A 17,321-nucleotide genomic window follows, 5' to 3' on the forward strand; every position below is an offset into this window, starting at 1 on the left:
AGTGTGACCTTACCTGAACGTCTGGACACCTCTGCGGCGTTTGCCCTGAAGAGTGAGATCGAACAGGCTGTTAAAAATGCGGGAGGCGAGCAGGTTTCTCTGGATGCCTCTGGCGTGACGTACCTCGGAGGTCTGTGCTTGCAGGTTCTCCTCGCCAGCAGATGCCCCCTTGTGGCGCCTTCGGAGCCAGTCGTGGAGGCGTACGGCCTTTTTGGCGTAAGTGCGTATCTGACTGAGCCGCTGGCGCCATTGAAGGAGTAATGAGGACTATGGTGGAAAAAGTGGGCATTCGTGTCCTGACAGTTGATGACTCGCGCACCATGCAGGGTATGCTCCGCAAAGCCCTGGAAGGGGCGGGGTACGACGTTATTCAGGGTGGGGATGGCGTGGAAGGGCTGGAAGTCCTTCAGGCTGCTGACCCCACGCCCAATGCGATCATTACGGATATTAACATGCCCCGCATGGATGGCTTTGAGTTTATCGAGGCAGTCCGGGCGCTGGAGCAGTACAAACATCTGCCAATGATCGTTCTGACAACGGAAAGCGATCCCGAGAAAAAAGCCCGTGCCCGTGCCGTTGGCGCGACAGGGTGGATTGTCAAACCGTTCAGCACAGACAGCCTTGTGGCGGCTATCCGCCGGGTGACCGCCTGAAGGAGAGAGACCAGCATGAGTGGTGACATGGACGATATCCTTCTGGTTTTTTTCCAGGAGTGTGAAGAGCAGCTTCAGGAACTGGAGCGTGGTCTGTCGGCCCTTTCGGATGGTGAATCCGGGAAGGAGACAATCAACGCCGTTTTTCGTGCCGTGCATTCGGTCAAGGGTGGGGCCGCGTCGTTCGGTCTGGAAAACCTTGTCCGCTTTGCGCATGTGTTCGAAAGTTCCCTTGACGGCCTGCGCTCCGGCCGTGTTGCCCCAACGCCAGAGATCGTCAAAACCTTTCTCAAGGCCATGGACGTTCTGAGCGATCTGGTTGCCGAGGCTCAGGGTGGCGCCACGGTTGATACTGCCCGCATAGACGAAAGCCGCGCTGAACTTCAGGCCATTATTGGCGAAGGCAGCGGCACTGCAGGGCAGAAGGAAGAAGAAACCGTCCCGGCTGATTTTACGCCTGTTCCGGTGGATTTTGAGCCGGTCATGGCCGATTTTGACTTCGGCGATTTTGGCTTTGAGGAAGAAGCTCCGGCAGAAGCGGCATCGCTTGTCGTGACCTTCAGCCCCCATACTGCCATGTATGACCGTGGGGATGACGCGCGTAACCTGCTGATCGGTCTGGCCGATGTGGCCGTGGCCCACGGTGGGGCTAGCACGGTCACCTGCGAAACCGCAGCCCTGCCTGCGCTGGGTGCTCTGGAAACCGAAAAATCCTACCTGTCATGGCGTGTGGTTCTGCCCGCCGCCGTGCCGGAGGAAAGCGTGCACACGGTCTTCGACTGGGTGAGCGATGTGTGTGATGTCACCATCACGCGCGACGGTGGCCCCGGCCCCAGCGGCGGGGAACAGCCTGCCGAGGAACAGGCCGCCCCGGCCGAGCCCGAACAGCCCGCTCCCGTGGCAGAAGCCCCCGCACCGGCCCCTGTGGCGGCCAGCCCTGCGCCCAGCACGGTTGCGGAAAAAATTATGGCGGAAATGCCGCCCGCGCCAACCCCCGCCGCTACGGCGCCTATTGCCGCTGGCAATGCTGCGGCCACACGCCGCCCGGTAGAACAGGCGACCATCCGCGTGGACCTGCACCGCGTGGACGACCTGATGGACCTTGTGGGCGAACTGGTGATTGCACAGGCCGCTCTGGAATCCATTGGCCAGCGTGAAGACGATGCCCAGCAGGAAATGATCAAGCGCATCGCCAGCATGAAGGCCCTGACACGAGATATTCAGGATGCCGTCATGGCCGTGCGGGCCCAGCCTGTGCGCAGCGTGTTCCAGCGCATGCAGCGCGTGGTGCGCGAGGCCTGCTCCATGACCAGCAAGGACGTGGTGCTGACGCTGGAGGGTGAGGACACGGAAGTGGACCGCACTCTGGTTGAAAAACTGTCCGACCCGCTGACCCACATGCTGCGTAACGCCGTGGACCACGGGATTGAAAGTGCCGAGGCCCGGATTGCCGCTGGCAAATCCCCCACGGGGCAGATCCTGCTTTCTGCCGGGCATCGCTCTGGCCGTATTCTCATCACCATCAAGGATGATGGGGGCGGGATCAACCGCGAGCGCGTTCTGGCCACTGCGGTCAAGCGCGGTATTATTGCCCCCGATGCCGTGCTGACGGATGATGAGATCAATAACCTGATCTTTGCTCCGGGCTTTTCCACAGCCGCGACCGTGTCCGATCTTTCGGGCCGTGGGGTGGGGATGGACGTGGTCAAGCAGGCCATTCTGGGCCTTGGCGGGCGTGTGACAATCAGCAGTGTGGAAGGGCAGGGTACAACCTTCTGCCTGAGCCTGCCGCTCACACTGGCCGTGCTTGATGGCATGCTGATTGTTGCGGCCGGGTCCACCATGGTTGTTCCCGTGTCCTCCGTGGTGGAAACCATGATGGTCAACCACAAGGATATTTACATGCTGCCCGATGGCGCCAATGTGGTGTCTATCCGCGGGGCATGTATGCCGCTTATTCCGCTTGCCTCCGAGCTGGGGCTTGGCGGCGGCGGCACGGCCAGCCTGTCCGAGGAGGACGTGATCCTGGTTGTGGAAAACGAGTCCGGCGCACGCGCGGCCCTGATTGTGGAAGATATTCGCGATCAGGCACAGGTGGTGATCAAGAGCATCGAGAAAAACTACCGGCAGATGGCCGGTGTTTCCGCTGCCACCATTCTGGGCGATGGGAGCGTCTCCCTTATTCTGGATGTTCCCGCACTGGTTGCGAATGCTCTGGGGCGGATTGACACACGACCGTCGGATGTTCGCACAGGGCTTGCGGCATAAAACCCAACACCACATCAGCCGATCTGTATTTGAGTAGGAAAATGGATATGACGGACGAAGCCGGCGCGGACGCCAAACTTGTCAAGATGATCGTGTTTGCGGTGGGTGATCAGGAATATTGTATTCCTATCCTGAGCGTGCGCGAAATTCGTGGGTTTGAAAAAACAACAGCCCTGCCGTTTGCCCCGCATTATGTGTGCGGTGCAATCAACCTGCGCGGCATTATCCTGACCGTGATCGACCTTGCGGTGTACCTGAACGTGGAACCGCAGCCCGACAACCCGCGCCGCGTGGTGATTATTGTGGAATCCCGCAATGGCACCGTGTGTGGCCTGCTGGTGGACCGGGTGATCGACATGGCTGACGTTAATCTGGCCGATATTCAGGCCGTGGCGGAGGAAGATAGCAGCCTGAGCGGTCTGGTCATGATTGCGGACCGCATGATTGGCGTGCTCCGGCTGGAAGTTGTGGTCGGCCAGCTGGTAGGCGGGATGACGTCCTGATGGTTGACGCGCGTTCTACTGCCGAACCGGAGTATACGGACGCCGACTTCCAGATGGTGCGGCGGATCGCCAAGCAGGAAGCCGGGATTTTTATACCCGATTCCAAAAGTACGCTGGTGTATTCACGCGTTTCCCGCCGTGTGCGCGAAAGCGGGATGGAGAGCTTCCACGCTTACCTTAACTATGTGCAAAGCCCCTCTGGTCGGGCGGAAATGGAAAAGCTGGTTTGTGCGTTAACAACCAACGTCACCAGCTTTTTCCGTGAGCGGCCGCATTTTGTGCATATGGAGCAGAATGTCATGCCAGCACTTGCAGCCAAGCTGCGTAGTGGCGGGCGTGGGCGCATATGGTCTGCCGCATGTTCCACTGGCCCGGAGCCGTGGAGCATTGCCATGTCTGTTCTGTCGGCTTTTCCAGAGGCCGCATCGTATGACATGCGTATTCTGGCAACGGACATCAATTCCAACGTGGTGGCGCAGGCCGCTGCGGGAACCTACGTTGCCAGCGAGACGGATGGGATTTCCACGACCCAGAAAAACCAGTTCATGCAGGCCGATGACCGGGGAAACCTGACCTTTGTCGGCAATATCCGCTCGCTTCCGGTGTTCAAGGTGCTCAACCTGAATGCCGACTGGCCGATGCGGGGGCAGTTTTCGGTTATTTTCTGCCGGAACGTCGTGATTTATTTTGATGAACCCACGCGGGAGCGCCTGTGGGGCCGTCTGGCCGACAAGCTGGAAAGCGGTGGGTTCCTGTATGTTGGTCATTCCGAAAAAGTGGCCAATCCCCGCCAGTGCGGCCTGGAGCAGGTGGCTCCGACCATTTACCGGAAAGCAAGCTGATTAATGGCCCAGCCAGTAAAAGTTCTGATTGTTGATGATTCACGCACGATCCGCGCGCTGATCAAGCGTTCCTTTGCACAGAACCCTGATATTGAAGTCTGTGGTGAAGCGGCAAACCCGCTGGAAGCCCGCGACCTGATTATTAAAGACCAGCCGGACGTGATTACCCTGGACGTGGAAATGCCGGGGATGAATGGCCTGCAGTTTCTGGAAAAAATCATGCGGATGCGCCCCATCCCCGTTGTCATGGTGTCCAGCCTGACAGCCAAGGGAGCGGATACAGCCATTACGGCGCTCCAGATGGGGGCGTTTGACTGCTACCCGAAACACAACGTGGCTCCGGGGGAAGATGCATTTGCAGGCCTTGGGCGGCTGGTTGTGCTGGCGGCCCGCTCTCAGCCGGTTTCACGCATTCAGCGGCGCACGCCTTCGGCCCCGGTCAGCCACGCGCAGACCACGTGGGGCAACTCGGTGGACCTTGTGGCCATTGGCTCATCCACCGGTGGGGTAGAAGCGCTGGAAGAAGTGCTTTCGGGGTTCCCGCAAAAGAGCCCGCCGGTTGTTATCTGCCAGCATATGCCCCCGCTGTTTACGGCCAGCTTTGCAAACCGGCTTAACCAGTCCATGCCCGCGCTCTCCATTGCCGAGGCGCAGGACGGAGAGGTGCTGCAACCCGGCATGGTCCGGATTGCCCCCGGCGGGGACCGGCACCTTGTGATCGATAACAGCGGCGGCAAATACATAACGCGGCTGATCAGCGGTGCACCCGTTAGCGGGCACTGCCCGTCGGTGGATGTGCTGTTCAAGTCTGTTGCCAAACATGCCGGGCGCAATGCGCTGGGGATCATCCTGACCGGCATGGGGCGGGATGGGGCCGAAGGGCTGCTGAACATGCGGCAGGCCGGGGCCTATACAATCGCGCAGGACAAAACGTCCGCAGTTGTTTATGGAATGCCACGGGTTGCGGCGGAAATTGGCGCGGCCTGTCAGGTTGTGCCATTGCGCCAGATCAGCTCTGCCGCCATGGCCATTCACGCGCGCTAACTTCAAAAAGGGCGGCACTTAACCGCCCTGTTTATCCGCTGCCGGTCTTTGATGGCTGGAATTGAGACTAGGAATAAGGGGGAGACAAATGCCTGCCGCTTCACAAATCAAGGCCCTGATCGTAGATGACCAGGCCTCTATCCGTCAGGTTCTGGCTAACAGCATGGCCGAAATCGGCTTTACCAACATTGCCCAGCGCAAGGATGGTAAGGAAGCTTTGGAATATCTGGACCAGAACCCCACGCATCTGGTGATTTCCGACTTTAACATGCCGGTTATGGATGGCCTGGCCCTGCTGCGCGCCGTGCGGAGCAACCCGAAAATCCAGAAAGTGGCGTTCATCATCCTGACCGGCGAGGCCAGCAAGGATCTGGTGCAGGAAGCGGTCAAGGCTGGTGTTAACAACTTCCTTGCCAAACCTTACACCGTAGCCAAGCTGCGTGAGGTTCTGGAAAAGGTGTTCGGGCCTATCAAGTGAACGACCACTCCGTAGTTAAAACGGTTATTCAGGGAGAAGTGGAAATTTCTGGCGATCCGTCAGTGGTTTTTGCAACACTGCTTGGCTCCTGTGTTTCGGTCTGCATGTTTGACCCGCTTGCACGTGTTGGTGGCATTAATCATTTTTTGCTGCCAGAGGGGGGAGCGAGTGAATCCGGCACCGCCATGCGGTTTGGCGTGAACTCCATGGAAATGCTGGTCAACGGTCTGCTCAAGGCCGGGGGGCAGCGTAGCCGGCTGGTGTGCAAGGTTTTTGGCGGTGCGGCCGTAGTGCCTAGTCTGGGCCGCATCGGGCAGGAAAATATTCGTTTTGTAACCCATTATCTGGTGGATGAAGGTATCCGCTGCGTGTCCCAGAGCTTGGGCGGCACATTGGCCCGGCGTATTCGGTTCTGGCCAACAACGGGCCGTGCACAGCAGAATCTGGTGCAGGACGTGCAGGGTATTGGCAAGCAGGAAGTCGCCTACAGCCGGCGTGAGGCTGAAGCAGAGCGGAAATGGGCTAGAGAAGCCAGTTCCGAGGTCGAGCTGTTTTAAAAGCCGGGCCGGAGAGGATGAAGAACATGGATGTGGTGCCCCCTTTGCCCCATGGTGCAGCCGGGACCGAACGCAGTATGCGCGATGTGATGGACCATCTGGTAGAACTGCTGGATGAGACTTATCAGGATTTTACGGGTGTGCAGCGCGTGGTAGGCGAAAACATGGCCGCCGCCCCGCTGAGTGATGCGGATGTGCAGGCCCTGCAACGGCTGGATTCCGCCACACAAACGGTAGAGGCCGTCTCCACCGTGCTCAAAAATCTGGTGGCCTCTTACGGGCAGACCGAAACACAGCCGCTGGATGTTGGTGTTCTGAGCCAGGGCGTTAAGCTCTGCCATGTTATTCAGGTGCTCCGCCACGGTGTGCAGGCGGAAACGGACAGCCACTCGGGCGAAGTGGACCTGTTTTAACGCCCATACTGCCCGTGCTGGCGTAAGCCCTGCTTACGCCACGTAGCGGGTTGTGCGGTTTATGCCCCGGCTTGTGGGGCGTGTGCACGGCCAAGGAGCCGCGCACGGGCCAGCCCCCACCCGACCATTAAAAAGACCCACCCTGCTGTGCGTTCCGTAAACAGGGAACTGGTCGAAGCAAGCGGCCAGAACAGCATGCATACCGTAATAAAAAGCATGGCCTGCATAAGGTCCCGGCTCGCAAGGGCTGCCAGCAGCAGTTTTTTCAACCACAGCAGCACCACACATACAAACAGGAACAGCCCGGAAAGCCCCGCTGTGGTGGCGATTTCCAGATAGGTGTTGTGTGGATGAATGGTGCACCCCGCGCCTATGTCCTGCCCGGCAACCATGTGAGCAAATTGCGGGATCCCGTATACATAGGTTGTCTCGCCGCAATGGGCCCGAAAACCGTTATACCCCAGCCCCAGCAACGGGTGTGCATGAACCATGTTGAGCGCACGAATATAAAGCTGGCCGTAGGGGGACTGCGAAAAATGCCCGAGCTGCTCAAAAAAACGCAGAACCAGCTTGTCGTAGGACGGAGGGGAGATAAACGGCAGAAGGGCCAGCGCCACAAAACCGGATAGCGTTGCCAGCAGCACCATGACCCGTGTGGTTTTAATGAGCATGGCGCACAGGAAAAATCCAAAAAACACCAGCAGTGCAGGCATTCTTTGCCCGATCATGACCATGGTCAGCAGCAAAAAGGACATAAGGGCAAGCCCTGCCAGCTTCTGGGCCAGTTCCTTTTTCTGCACCATACGCATGGGGTAGATCATCAAGCCGGGAAACATGATGATGGCGAGCGGTGGCCCGGCCCGTGGCTTAAAAAACGGCCCTGTAAGAGCGCCATCCTGCCAGCGCGGGTAGCCCCACGGGTTCACCCCGACCAGATACTGCTCCCAGCACAGGCAGATAATCCATACCCCGGCCAGTGTTACGCACAGGCCCAGTAATTGCTGTTTTTGCGTGCTGTCCAGTAGCCATTCTTCCAGCGCTTTGGCAAAAACAAAATAACGCAGGAGCGCTATGGCCTCCAGAACGGCATGTGTGGACCCGTTGATTGCGGAGGAGGCAACAATAACCCCCCACAGGCCCAGAGCGTAAGGGAACCACCCACGCAGGAGGCAGCGGTAATGTTTTTCAAAAATGCAGTATAGCAAAAAGCTTATTGCAATAAACAGGATGCTCAGATCCGCTATGGCGCGGCCGCGTAATTGAAAAAAGGGAAGTAAAACACAGAGCACCAGAGAGATTTTTTTTAAATACAGATCACAGGACGTAAGGATTTTTTTTAAGGTCATGCCGGGGCTCTCCAATTGCGCCGGATATTAAAAGACTCTGTGCGCAAAAGCCATTCTTAAACCACCTGCAAGGAGCGCCGGTGTATGGGGGAGCAGGTGTGGTGGCCTGATGATGAAGGATTGTAAAAGAGGCAGGAACGATCAGGATTTTTCTAGGAAGGTTCCGCCGCCCATGCAGCTATTGCGCCTGCGTGCCTGCGTGCCTGCGTGCCTGCGTAAGGGGGATGGGCTGCGGGTGTGCGGAAAAACCTGTTGTGGCTGGCTACGGTTTTGCCTGCAAACGGCCCGGAGTTGCACAGGCAGGGGAGGCGGAGCGGGGAGGCCACACAGTATGCAGCAGCCTGTGCCCGGTGGTTCTGCCCCGTGGTCTACCCTCCGGTGTTCAGGAGGGCAGGGTGAGCAGGCGGTTTGCCAGAATGGGGGCGTTAAGGGGCACCAGCCCCCCCACAATGCTGGAGGAGCAGCTGCCGTAGGTCAGGGTTAAGCCACAGGCGGCGGCGGCAATAATGCCCCCCACCCGGCCAGCCTGATCCATTTTGCTGGCAACCATGGTGGTGGCACCCTGCTGGGCAAAGGCGTAGCCAATATCGGCCGATTCCTCGGCATCCAGCCCGGCAGGCAATACCAGGCTGAGCGTTGCGCCAACGCGTTCGACCATCTGCATCATTCTGCCCATGCTGACGGGGGAATAGACGCAAATGCCCGGAAGATCGACCAGAATAGGCTGCCCCGGCTCCTTGTGGAGCACGGCATCGGCCAGTATTTCGGGCGAGTTACCCTGAATGATGGGAATATTATACGGCTGGAGCAGGGCCGAGAGCTTGGCAAAGCTGCCCGCTGTATGGTCGCACGCAATAATCAGCGGCGGCGGGCGGTCCTTGTGCTCTTCGGCCAGAATGTAGCGTGCGGCCAGCTTGGCCAGCACCAGTGTTTTGCCCGACCCCGATGCCCCGCCAAAGGCAAGGGGGGTCTGTGTGGCATCGGGCAGGGTGCCAAAGGAGAGCACATTGCTCAGCCCGTCGGCCAGTGTTTTGCCGGCAAGAGCCTGAATGAGTGGCTGCGGCACGGAATGCCAGCGCAGAATGTCCTCTACCGTCAGGTGGCTGACCGGCAGGGCCACGCCATTGGTCGCGGTTGTGCTGTCATCCGTGGCCTGTTCCGGCACGGCTGATTCCTCCCGCGTGTTTCCCTGACGGCGCTCCGCAACCTTCTGGCTTGCGGTGTCGGAGGGACTATCCTGCATATTCTACTCCCATGGTGCGGTCTTCTGGCGGACTGTCACGATATGGTCGCAACCGTCTTGATCCGGGCACGTGGGTATATCTCAGCTTGTGACAGAACGGAAATGGAAGGACGTACCCGTTCGACAATGGCGTGCATGGAATCTCTTACAGGGGAGGCGACAACAATAACCGGAATTTCGCCGTTTGTGGAAAGGGCGTTAAATGTATCGCGCAGTTTTCCCACAAAAACATTGAGCATGGAAGGCGGCATGGCCAGCTTACGGTCTTCTGCCGGGCCGGTAATATGCGCCATAAAATCCGATTCCCATTTGGGGGAAAGGGTTACAATGGGAATATACCCCCCCGGTCCGACCAGCGCGTTGCAGATCTGGCGGGACAGGCGCATGCGCACATGGTTGGCCAGCGGACCAATGCCGCGCAGGCCCATGCCGCAGGCTTCCTGAATGCTTTCCAGAATGGTGGGCAGGTCACGGATGGAAACACGCTCGGCCAGCAGGGCCTGCAACACGCGCTGCACGGTGCTGAGCGGCACCTGCGAGGGAATAAGGTCGTTGACCAGCTTCTGCTGTTCACGCGGCATGTCGTCCAGCAGGGCCTGTGTGGCCACATAGGTCAGCAGGTCTGGCAGGTTGCTGCGCACCATCTCGCTCAGATGGGTGACAATCACGCTCGCCGGGTCCACCACGGTGCAGTTCATGGCCATGGCTTTGGTCTTTTGCGCAGGGTCTATCCACACTGCGGGCAGGCCAAAGGCGGGTTCGGTTGTTTTTTCGCCCGCCACGGGAGGGGCGCCACCAGATGGGGTCATGGCCAGCAGCTTGTGGGGCCGGACCTCGCCCGAGGCGATCTCGATCTCCTTGAGCTTGATGACGTATTTTTCCGATGGCAGGTGGATGTTGTCCTGAATGCGCACAGGCGGGGTGACAAAGCCCATTTCGGTCGCAACCGAGCGGCGCAGCGCCTTGATCTGCTCGGCAAGCTGGGGGGTGTCGCCCCCTGTCAGGGGCAGCAGGCCAAAGCCCAGCTCAAGGCGGAGCAGGTCGAGCTTGAGAATGTCGGAAATGGGGGTGGCGGCAGCCTGTGGGGCAATTTCGGTTACGTCCCCATCGCTGTCGGCGGCGGGGGCGCGGCTGCGCAGCCAGGCACCCGTGCCAGCCGCCACTGCAATGGCCAGAAAGGGGAAGGCGGGCAGGCCGGGCATAAGGGCAAACAGGGCAGACAGCGCGGCCGCCACACCAAGCGGCTTGGCGTTGCCACTGAGCTGGCGGGCCAGAATAACGTCCGCCGTGCCATCCGTGCCGCCTTTGGTCACCACAATACCGGCGGCGGTGGAGACCAGCAGCGCCGGAATCTGGGAGACAAGGCCATCACCCACGGTCAGCATGGTAAAGGTGCTTGCGGCTTCGCTCAGCGGCATGCCGTGGCGGAGCACACCAATGGTCAGCCCCCCCACAATGTTGATGGCGGTGATGATGATGCTGGCAATGGCATCCCCGCGCACAAACTTGGCGGCACCATCCATGGAGCCGTAAAACGCGCTTTCTTCCTCCAGCTCCTTGCGCTTGGCACGGGCGGAGCGCTCGTTGATCGCGCCGGAGGCCAGATCCGCGTCAATGGCCATCTGCTTGCCGGGAATGGAGTCGAGGAAGAAGCGGGCCGCCACTTCCGCAATACGCCCGGACCCTTTGGTAATGACCATGAAGTTCACGACCAGCAGGATACAGAAGATGATCCCCCCGATCACCACATCCCCGCCCATAAGGAACCCGCCAAAGGCCGCCACAACATGGCCAGCGGCATAGGGGCCTTCGCTGCCATGGCTGAGGATCAGGCGCGTGGTCGCAATTTCCAGCGAGAGGCGCAAAAGGGTGGTGAGCAGCAAAAGGGTGGGGAAGGAGGTAAAATCCAGCGGGCGTTCAAGGAACAGCGCCACCATTAGCACCAGCACCGAGGAGGTGATGGAGATGGACAACCCCATATCCAGAATAAAGGTGGGCAGCGGCAGGATAAGGATGGACAGCAAAAGCACCACGCCCAGTGCCAGCCCGATATCGGTCCCCGGAACGGCGGCACGCCAGGGCAGGGCTTTCCACCCGCCATTGCGCAGGGTGCCTGCCGCATGGGTCAGCAGGCGCGAGCCCGATGCAAACCTCAGGCGCGCGGCTGCGGTCTTGTCCGCCAGTTTACCTGCGGCGGCTTTTTTGACCGAGTTGCCATCGGCAGTATCCAAGAACCACGTTTCCTTTTGTGTTTCGGGCAGCACGGCCTGCGGCGGAGTGTGTAACGGTCCATCCTGCTGCGCACCTGAACCGGACAGCGCCCTGCAAAGCCATGCCTGTGCCCTGCCATTACAGTTATCATCAAGTGTAATTCAAGGCCAGAAAATGGTTCTGCCCGTACGGCCCCGTCCACCATGGGTATTGCGGCGGGTTGGGTATGGTTAAGTCGGGGCGGTATGGTAAGATCGCCAACCATGACCACAGGATGCAGATAAGGCGACATGAAAGCGACTTGGGAACCTGAAAAAGCCAATATGCAAAAGCTGGTGGCCCGCAAAGACGCCGTTTTGCAAAATCCCACGCCCATGAGTGTCGGCCAGCTCTGCGAGGAGCTGTGCCGGGCCGAACTGGCGGGGGAGGCGGTTAAACTGTCGCTGGAAATGGTGCGGCGTGAGCCCGATAACGTGGCTTATCTGCTGGTTGCCGCCTTTGTGCTGAGCACCCATGTTTTCCGTTACGATATTGCCGTGGCGCTGCTGCGCAAGGCCATGCTGCTTGAGCCTGATAACCCCGCCATCAAGATCATGCTCGCGCAGGCCCTGATCGTGAACGGGGACCTCGCGGGTGGCACGGCGCTGTTTTCGGATATCATCAAGCTCTATCCCAGCCAGCGCGTGGCAGCCACGGTGCAGATTGCGCAGGTTTTCCTGCGCATGGGCTACCCGATGGAAGCGTTGAACATCCTTTTGTTTGCCGTGCAGCAGGAGCCGGGGCAACCCGCACTGTATAATGCCGTGGGGTGTGCGCTGGGCTGCCTCAACCGCGCGGGGGAAGCCCTGCCATGGTACGAGCAGGCCCTGCGTCTGGCCCCGCATGATGAGGGCATCCAGCTTGGTGCGGCCATTGCCACGCTCAAGGCAGGCCATTACGCCAAGGGGTGGGAACTGTTTGCCCAGCGCGCTCATAAGCTGACATCGGTTACAAAATGGTTTGCCCAGTTCCCCCGCCTGCAACCCGATAACGATGTGGCGGGCAAAACAGTTGTGCTGTTTCAGGAACAGGGGCTGGGTGATACGCTCCAGTTCATCCGCTTTGCCCCGGCTCTGGTCGCGCGCGGCGCACGGGTGACTGTGGCTGTGGGGAGCGCCCTTGTGCGGCTGATCAGCCAGTCCTACCCGGACCTGATCGTGCGTGACGCGGTGCAGTTCGGGCTGGATGAGCGGTATGATTACGCCCTGCCCATCCCCAACCTGCCCTATGTTACCCGGATGCAGAGCACGGCGGATATTCCCGATACAATGCCCTACCTGCGCGCGGACCCGCAGGACGTGGCGCGCTTTGCCGCCCTGCTGCCAGCAGCCGGGCCGCGTATTGGTCTGGTCTGGTCGGGGGACAGGCGGACATCCGCGCAGGATGTCATGGCCAACCAGCTCCGGTCCAGCACGCTGCCCGTTATGGCAGGCGCCCTGACCCCGGTGAATGCAACGCTGGTCAGCCTCCAGCTTGGCAGCCCGCGGGAGGATATGGCGGAATGGCATGGCCAGCCGGTCTGTGACCTGATGGACAGCGTAACGGACATGGCCGATACCGCCGCGATCATAGCCAGTCTGGACCTTGTAATTTCGGTTGATACGTCTGTCCTGCATCTGGCGGGCGCACTGGGCAAGCCGGTGTGGCTGCTCAGCCGGTGGGATGCCTGCTGGCGGTGGCTGGATAGTGGGGAAACCACGGCATGGTACCCCACCATGCGTATTTTCCGCCCGCAGGAGCGCTCCTTTGCTCCCGTGCTGCGCCAGATGGGTGAGGCCCTGCAAATATGGGTGGCCACATGGCACGCCACCCACCTCACGCCCTAGACGCACTGGCGACACCCGTGGAGAAAACAAAGGACCAGCCAATGGAACAGCCAGCACAAGCCCCCGCCATAAGGTTGCCCAAAGGCATGACCGTGGAAGGGCTGTGGGAGGCCAGACAGGCCCTGTTGCAGAACCCCACCCCCGAAGGGCTTAAAAGTCTGGCAACGCTGATCTTTGATGTGCAGCAGTATGTTGCGGGCGAACGCCTTGTGCTGGACGTTATTGCCGCGCATCAGGACAACCTGCCCCTGCTGCTGGCCGCAGCCGATGTGCTGGCCACCTACACCATGCGCTACGATATTATTGTGGCCATTCTGGGCAAGGTGCTGATTGCGCTGCCCCATATGGCCCAGCTCAAGGTCTTTTTAGCCACGGCGCTGGTCACCAAGGGGGACGTTGCCGCCGGTCTGCGCATTTTTGCCGAGATCATGCAGCAGCACCCAGAACTGCATCAGGATGCATGCGAGCATCTGGTGGTGGCCCTGCTGGATGCGGGCTACGCGCAGGAAGGGTTTATGGTGCTGGATGCGTGGTTCAGGGATAAAAAACCGGTCACGACCGCGCTGCTCAACAATATGGGCTGTGTGCTGCAACGCCTGAACCGGTCGGAAGAAGCGCTGGGCTGGTACAGAAAAGCGCTGGAAGCCGACCCCCATAATGCCAGCACGGGCATGGGGTATGCGGTGGCCCTGTTCAAAACCGGGCATTTTAAAGAAGGCGCACCCTATTACTTTGCCCGCGCCGGGCTGGTGCAGGATACGGTCAGTTGGTACCTGTCCCTGCCACGCCTGCAAAAAGGGGACCCCCTGCAGGGCAGAAACCTGATTTTCTATCAGGAGCAGGGGCTGGGCGATACGCTCCAGTTCATCCGTTACCTGCCCATGGTTGTGGCGCAGGGGGCGCGGGTTACGCTGGTGGTGCCCGCAACACTTACCCGCCTGCTCAGCCTTGCCTTCCCGCAGGTCCGGGTGGTGACGGAGCAGGCTTTTGCTCCGCAGGATGGGTATGATGCCATTCTGCCCATTCCCGACCTGCCCTTTGTCATGGGGCTGGAAACACTGGCCGATATTCCTGCTCAGGTGCCTTATCTGGGCACTGTGCCGGCCGATTGTGCGCGTCTGGCGGAACTGCTGCCTGCGCGGCGGCCCCGTATTGGCCTTGTGTGGTCCGGAGGGCGGCGCACAAAAGCCATGGATGTGCTAACCGACCAGCGCCGCTCCACAACAGCGGGGCAGATGCTGGCCGCCATTACCCCGGTGGACGCCACACTGGTCAACCTCCAGCTTGGCCCCCGCCGGGAGGACCTTGCTACCTGGCACGGCCAGCCGGTGTGCGACATTATGGACCATGCGCACGACATGGCCGACACCGCCGCCCTGATTGAAAATCTGGACCTTGTGATTTCGGTCGATACATCGGTCGTGCATCTGGCGGGTGCGCTGGGCAAACCGGTGTGGCTGCTCAGCCGGTGGGATGGATGCTGGCGGTGGGGAGATACGGGGGAAACTTCCCCCTGGTACCCCACCATGCGTATTTTTCGCGCGCAGGAACGCACGCTTGGCCCGGTGCTGGAGCAGATGGGGGCGGCCCTGCGCACATGGGCTGCAACATGGCAGCCGGGCAAGGGCGCGCTGGACTAGGTCGGTCATCTCAGGTTTGGTTTTGTATGAAGCCGTTTGAGTGTGGCACTCTGGCGCGCAACGGATCGGCCCTTATCCACAGCGCGCGGGCTGGTGCAGGCATGTGCTGGATGCGTGCAGACTGCCCGTTAAGGGCCTGCATGTTGTAAGGTGTTTTGCGGGTTGCCTCTCTTACACGTCAAACCGTAAGAGCTAGACAACATAGCATGTTGCTGCTACTGGCCGAGGCTATTATCAATACAAAATATTGATTGGAATTAAAATGCCATTTAGAAAAACGCTTTATTTTTTCACGGCCTATTGTGCTGCGTTAGTCTTTTCTTATTTAATATTAATGAGATGTGAAAGTTATTTGTTTGGTTTGAGCATCTTTTTTGTATCCACTGTTTTGTCTGCCCTGATTCCGATCGGGATGGTTTATTTTGTCAAAAAATATTCTTTTATTAAATCATCATTTGAAAATTTTCTTGTGGCCGTGATCGGCTTTTTTGTCCTGTTTACGTTTTCGGTTTTTGGGCCGGTCTTTATCGACAGGTCCATTTCCTACCATCTGGTGTTTTACGCCGTAGAGAATGGCGCAATTCAGGAAGATGTTTTTCAGAAACAGTTTGCAGATTCTGTTTTCCAAAAGCGGATCCACGATGCACAGATGGCCAAATTTCTCGAAAAAACGCCAGAAGGCACGTATGTCCCGACAAAAAAAGCATTCATTTTTTCTGGTATCATGAAGCTTATTGGAAAGCTGTCTGGATCAATGGATAATTACGATAAAACAAAGGTATAATATTGTGCAGAATTATATGCAAAGAAATGTAACTGTTTTAACATTTCTGTATTTTTTATTATTGTGCGTATTTTATAGATTCCATTATTATGTTCCGGACTTTGAGTTGTATTCCGGGTTCCAGCATAATTTTGGGCATTTTAGCAAAGACGGGTTTTCGACCTTATTTGTCAAAATCTCATCGCTTATTGCGCATTACCCAGCCAGCTCATTTATTATAGCCAGCATGCTCTTTATGGCATCCGGTTTTTTTGCAGTTAACTCTCTGGCATTCAAGTATATTGGTAAAAACGTTAATTCCGTAATTGTCTGTATATTCGTATCATCCTGCGGGATCTGGTACTACTTGAGCGGCAAGGTATATTACGATTTTCCGTTTACTGTGTTTTCTCTCGCCATTACCATTTACATTCTGCTCAAAGCATATTTTTCAGAGACCCGTAAGCCCGTTCTTTTTTATCTTTTTGGCATGGCCTGCGGGTTTATGCTGTCCTGGAAGCCGTATAACATCTTTATCCTTTCAGGGCTTTTTTCATTCATTCTCTGCGATGCAAAACTAAGAACGCTTTTGCTGAACATTCTGCTCAGCCCGCTGAAACTGATTAAAGCGACTATTCTGTTTGCGTTGGGGTATGTGCTGGGGAATTACTCATTCCTCTATTCTGTGGAAAAAACGGTTCTGGGTATTTCTGCCTACCCGGCGCAATCAGACTTCATGACCTTCCTGTTCGATCGGGATGGCAAGATATGGGATCACGTGAACTCCTTGGGGTATAACTACTCAAATATTAATGTTATATCCCTGTTTATTGTTGCGATATTGATTCCTGTAGTTACAAAAAGATATTTATGCTTATTTCTGAATATTGTTAATTTTGTATTGTTCTACAATTATATTTTCAGGTTTTCTCCCGGCTATCCATGGCACGGGTTCTGCTATTCCCTGTGTGTTATATTGGGTCTGATTTCTGCGTGCCAGAAGTCCGAACTCCTTAATGCACTGCGGAAGAAAATTCTGACCTGCCTTTTGGTCGGGGCCGCGGCGGCGCAGGTGGCTGTTACATTTTTGTATTACATTCCACAGCAGGCTTACTGGATTGAGCAGGACGATGAGGCATACACTGCACTGCGCCAGAAAAGCTTTGAAATTTATGGGAATGTGCAAACCGTTGCCGAAAACCTGCATGGCAAGGTTTTTGTGTCGTGCGATTTTAATAGGTTCATCACGTACAGGAATGGCAGAAAAAACAAACTTATTCCGGCATATCAGTCTGATAACCCACAGGCATGGGAAAAGCTGGAAAGAGAAAAGTTCAATTCAGGGGATGACACTTATATCATACGGATAGTGCCATCCAGTATGCTCTATTTGGCAAATATATATGCGATAGATATGAGCGGATACAGCCAGATTTCCCAAACTGAGTATCCCGGTTACAGTTTTTATATCTACAAGAAAAATTAAGCAGCCGGA

General features: G+C 57.5%; 17 protein-coding genes. 13 read left to right on the forward strand and 4 right to left on the reverse strand.

The genetic code is table 11. The features are described 5' to 3' along the window. Window positions 1-3 precede the first annotated feature (3 nt). The 9 genes from ACSYTG_RS01240 to ACSYTG_RS01280 all read left to right on the forward strand — a co-directional run bounded on the left by ACSYTG_RS01240 (window position 4) and on the right by ACSYTG_RS01280 (window position 6,758). Window positions 4-261: an STAS domain-containing protein gene (locus ACSYTG_RS01240; RefSeq protein WP_233129091.1), complete on the forward strand. Its 258-nt coding sequence runs from the start codon at window positions 4-6 to the stop codon at window positions 259-261. 8 nt (window positions 262-269) lie between these two features. Beyond that, a complete protein-coding gene (locus ACSYTG_RS01245) occupies window positions 270-653 on the forward strand; it encodes a response regulator (protein ID WP_086646083.1) in 384 nt (127 codons plus the stop codon). A gap of 27 nt (window positions 654-680) precedes the next feature. Further along, window positions 681-2,921: a chemotaxis protein CheA gene (locus ACSYTG_RS01250; protein ID WP_489783592.1), complete on the forward strand. Its 2,241-nt coding sequence runs from the start codon at window positions 681-683 to the stop codon at window positions 2,919-2,921. Between the two features lie 47 nt (window positions 2,922-2,968). Then, window positions 2,969-3,424 carry a chemotaxis protein CheW gene (locus ACSYTG_RS01255; RefSeq protein WP_086646175.1) on the forward strand — a complete coding sequence of 152 codons (456 nt, stop codon included), beginning with the start codon at window positions 2,969-2,971 and terminating at the stop codon, window positions 3,422-3,424. After that, window positions 3,424-4,266, forward strand: coding sequence for a CheR family methyltransferase (locus ACSYTG_RS01260; protein WP_086646081.1), 843 nt, complete (start codon window positions 3,424-3,426; stop codon window positions 4,264-4,266). The genes ACSYTG_RS01255 and ACSYTG_RS01260 overlap by 1 nt, the downstream gene beginning before the upstream one ends. Before the next feature lie 3 nt (window positions 4,267-4,269). Beyond that, entirely contained in the window at window positions 4,270-5,310 is a 1,041-nt protein-coding gene (locus tag ACSYTG_RS01265; protein WP_086646080.1) for a protein-glutamate methylesterase/protein-glutamine glutaminase, read from the forward strand. A gap of 88 nt (window positions 5,311-5,398) precedes the next feature. Next, a complete protein-coding gene (locus ACSYTG_RS01270) occupies window positions 5,399-5,788 on the forward strand; it encodes a response regulator (protein WP_025828767.1) in 390 nt (129 codons plus the stop codon). Next, window positions 5,785-6,345, forward strand: a complete 561-nt coding sequence (locus ACSYTG_RS01275; protein ID WP_233129090.1) for a chemotaxis protein CheD — start codon at window positions 5,785-5,787, stop codon at window positions 6,343-6,345. The genes ACSYTG_RS01270 and ACSYTG_RS01275 overlap by 4 nt, the downstream gene beginning before the upstream one ends. Before the next feature lie 26 nt (window positions 6,346-6,371). Beyond that, window positions 6,372-6,758 (forward strand): DUF8776 family protein, encoded by a 387-nt coding sequence (locus ACSYTG_RS01280; RefSeq protein WP_143221947.1) that lies wholly within the window; start codon window positions 6,372-6,374, stop codon window positions 6,756-6,758. Between the two features lie 59 nt (window positions 6,759-6,817). On the opposite strand, the gene ACSYTG_RS01285 is transcribed toward ACSYTG_RS01280, so the two are convergent. The 4 genes from ACSYTG_RS01285 to flhA form a co-directional block, all read right to left on the reverse strand. Then, entirely contained in the window at window positions 6,818-8,047 is a 1,230-nt protein-coding gene (locus tag ACSYTG_RS01285) for an O-antigen ligase family protein (protein ID WP_491706435.1), read from the reverse strand. Between the two features lie 209 nt (window positions 8,048-8,256). Further along, the gene (locus tag ACSYTG_RS01290) at window positions 8,257-8,430 is read right to left on the reverse strand and encodes a hypothetical protein (RefSeq protein ID WP_489783598.1); all 174 of its coding nucleotides are present in this window, start codon (window positions 8,428-8,430) and stop codon (window positions 8,257-8,259) included. Between the two features lie 56 nt (window positions 8,431-8,486). After that, window positions 8,487-9,347, reverse strand: a complete 861-nt coding sequence (locus tag ACSYTG_RS01295; RefSeq protein ID WP_086646077.1) for a P-loop NTPase family protein — start codon at window positions 9,345-9,347, stop codon at window positions 8,487-8,489. Between the two features lie 35 nt (window positions 9,348-9,382). Further along, entirely contained in the window at window positions 9,383-11,578 is a 2,196-nt protein-coding gene (gene flhA, locus ACSYTG_RS01300) for a flagellar biosynthesis protein FlhA (RefSeq protein ID WP_086646173.1), read from the reverse strand. A gap of 270 nt (window positions 11,579-11,848) precedes the next feature. On the opposite strand from flhA, the gene ACSYTG_RS01305 reads away from it, so the two are divergent. The 4 genes from ACSYTG_RS01305 to ACSYTG_RS01320 all read left to right on the forward strand — a co-directional run bounded on the left by ACSYTG_RS01305 (window position 11,849) and on the right by ACSYTG_RS01320 (window position 17,312). Further along, on the forward strand, window positions 11,849-13,423 hold the full coding sequence (locus tag ACSYTG_RS01305) for a glycosyltransferase family 9 protein (RefSeq protein ID WP_489783600.1): 1,575 nt from the start codon (window positions 11,849-11,851) through the stop codon (window positions 13,421-13,423). Between the two features lie 41 nt (window positions 13,424-13,464). Further along, a complete protein-coding gene (locus tag ACSYTG_RS01310; protein ID WP_489783602.1) occupies window positions 13,465-15,063 on the forward strand; it encodes a tetratricopeptide repeat protein in 1,599 nt (532 codons plus the stop codon). Window positions 15,064-15,325: 262 nt separating this feature from the next. Beyond that, on the forward strand, window positions 15,326-15,847 hold the full coding sequence (locus ACSYTG_RS01315; RefSeq protein WP_143221949.1) for a hypothetical protein: 522 nt from the start codon (window positions 15,326-15,328) through the stop codon (window positions 15,845-15,847). 346 nt (window positions 15,848-16,193) lie between these two features. Beyond that, window positions 16,194-17,312: a hypothetical protein gene (locus ACSYTG_RS01320; RefSeq protein WP_489783604.1), complete on the forward strand. Its 1,119-nt coding sequence runs from the start codon at window positions 16,194-16,196 to the stop codon at window positions 17,310-17,312. Window positions 17,313-17,321 lie beyond the last annotated feature (9 nt).

The sequence above is a fragment of the Acetobacter sp. ESL1128 genome (genome assembly GCF_058505085.1).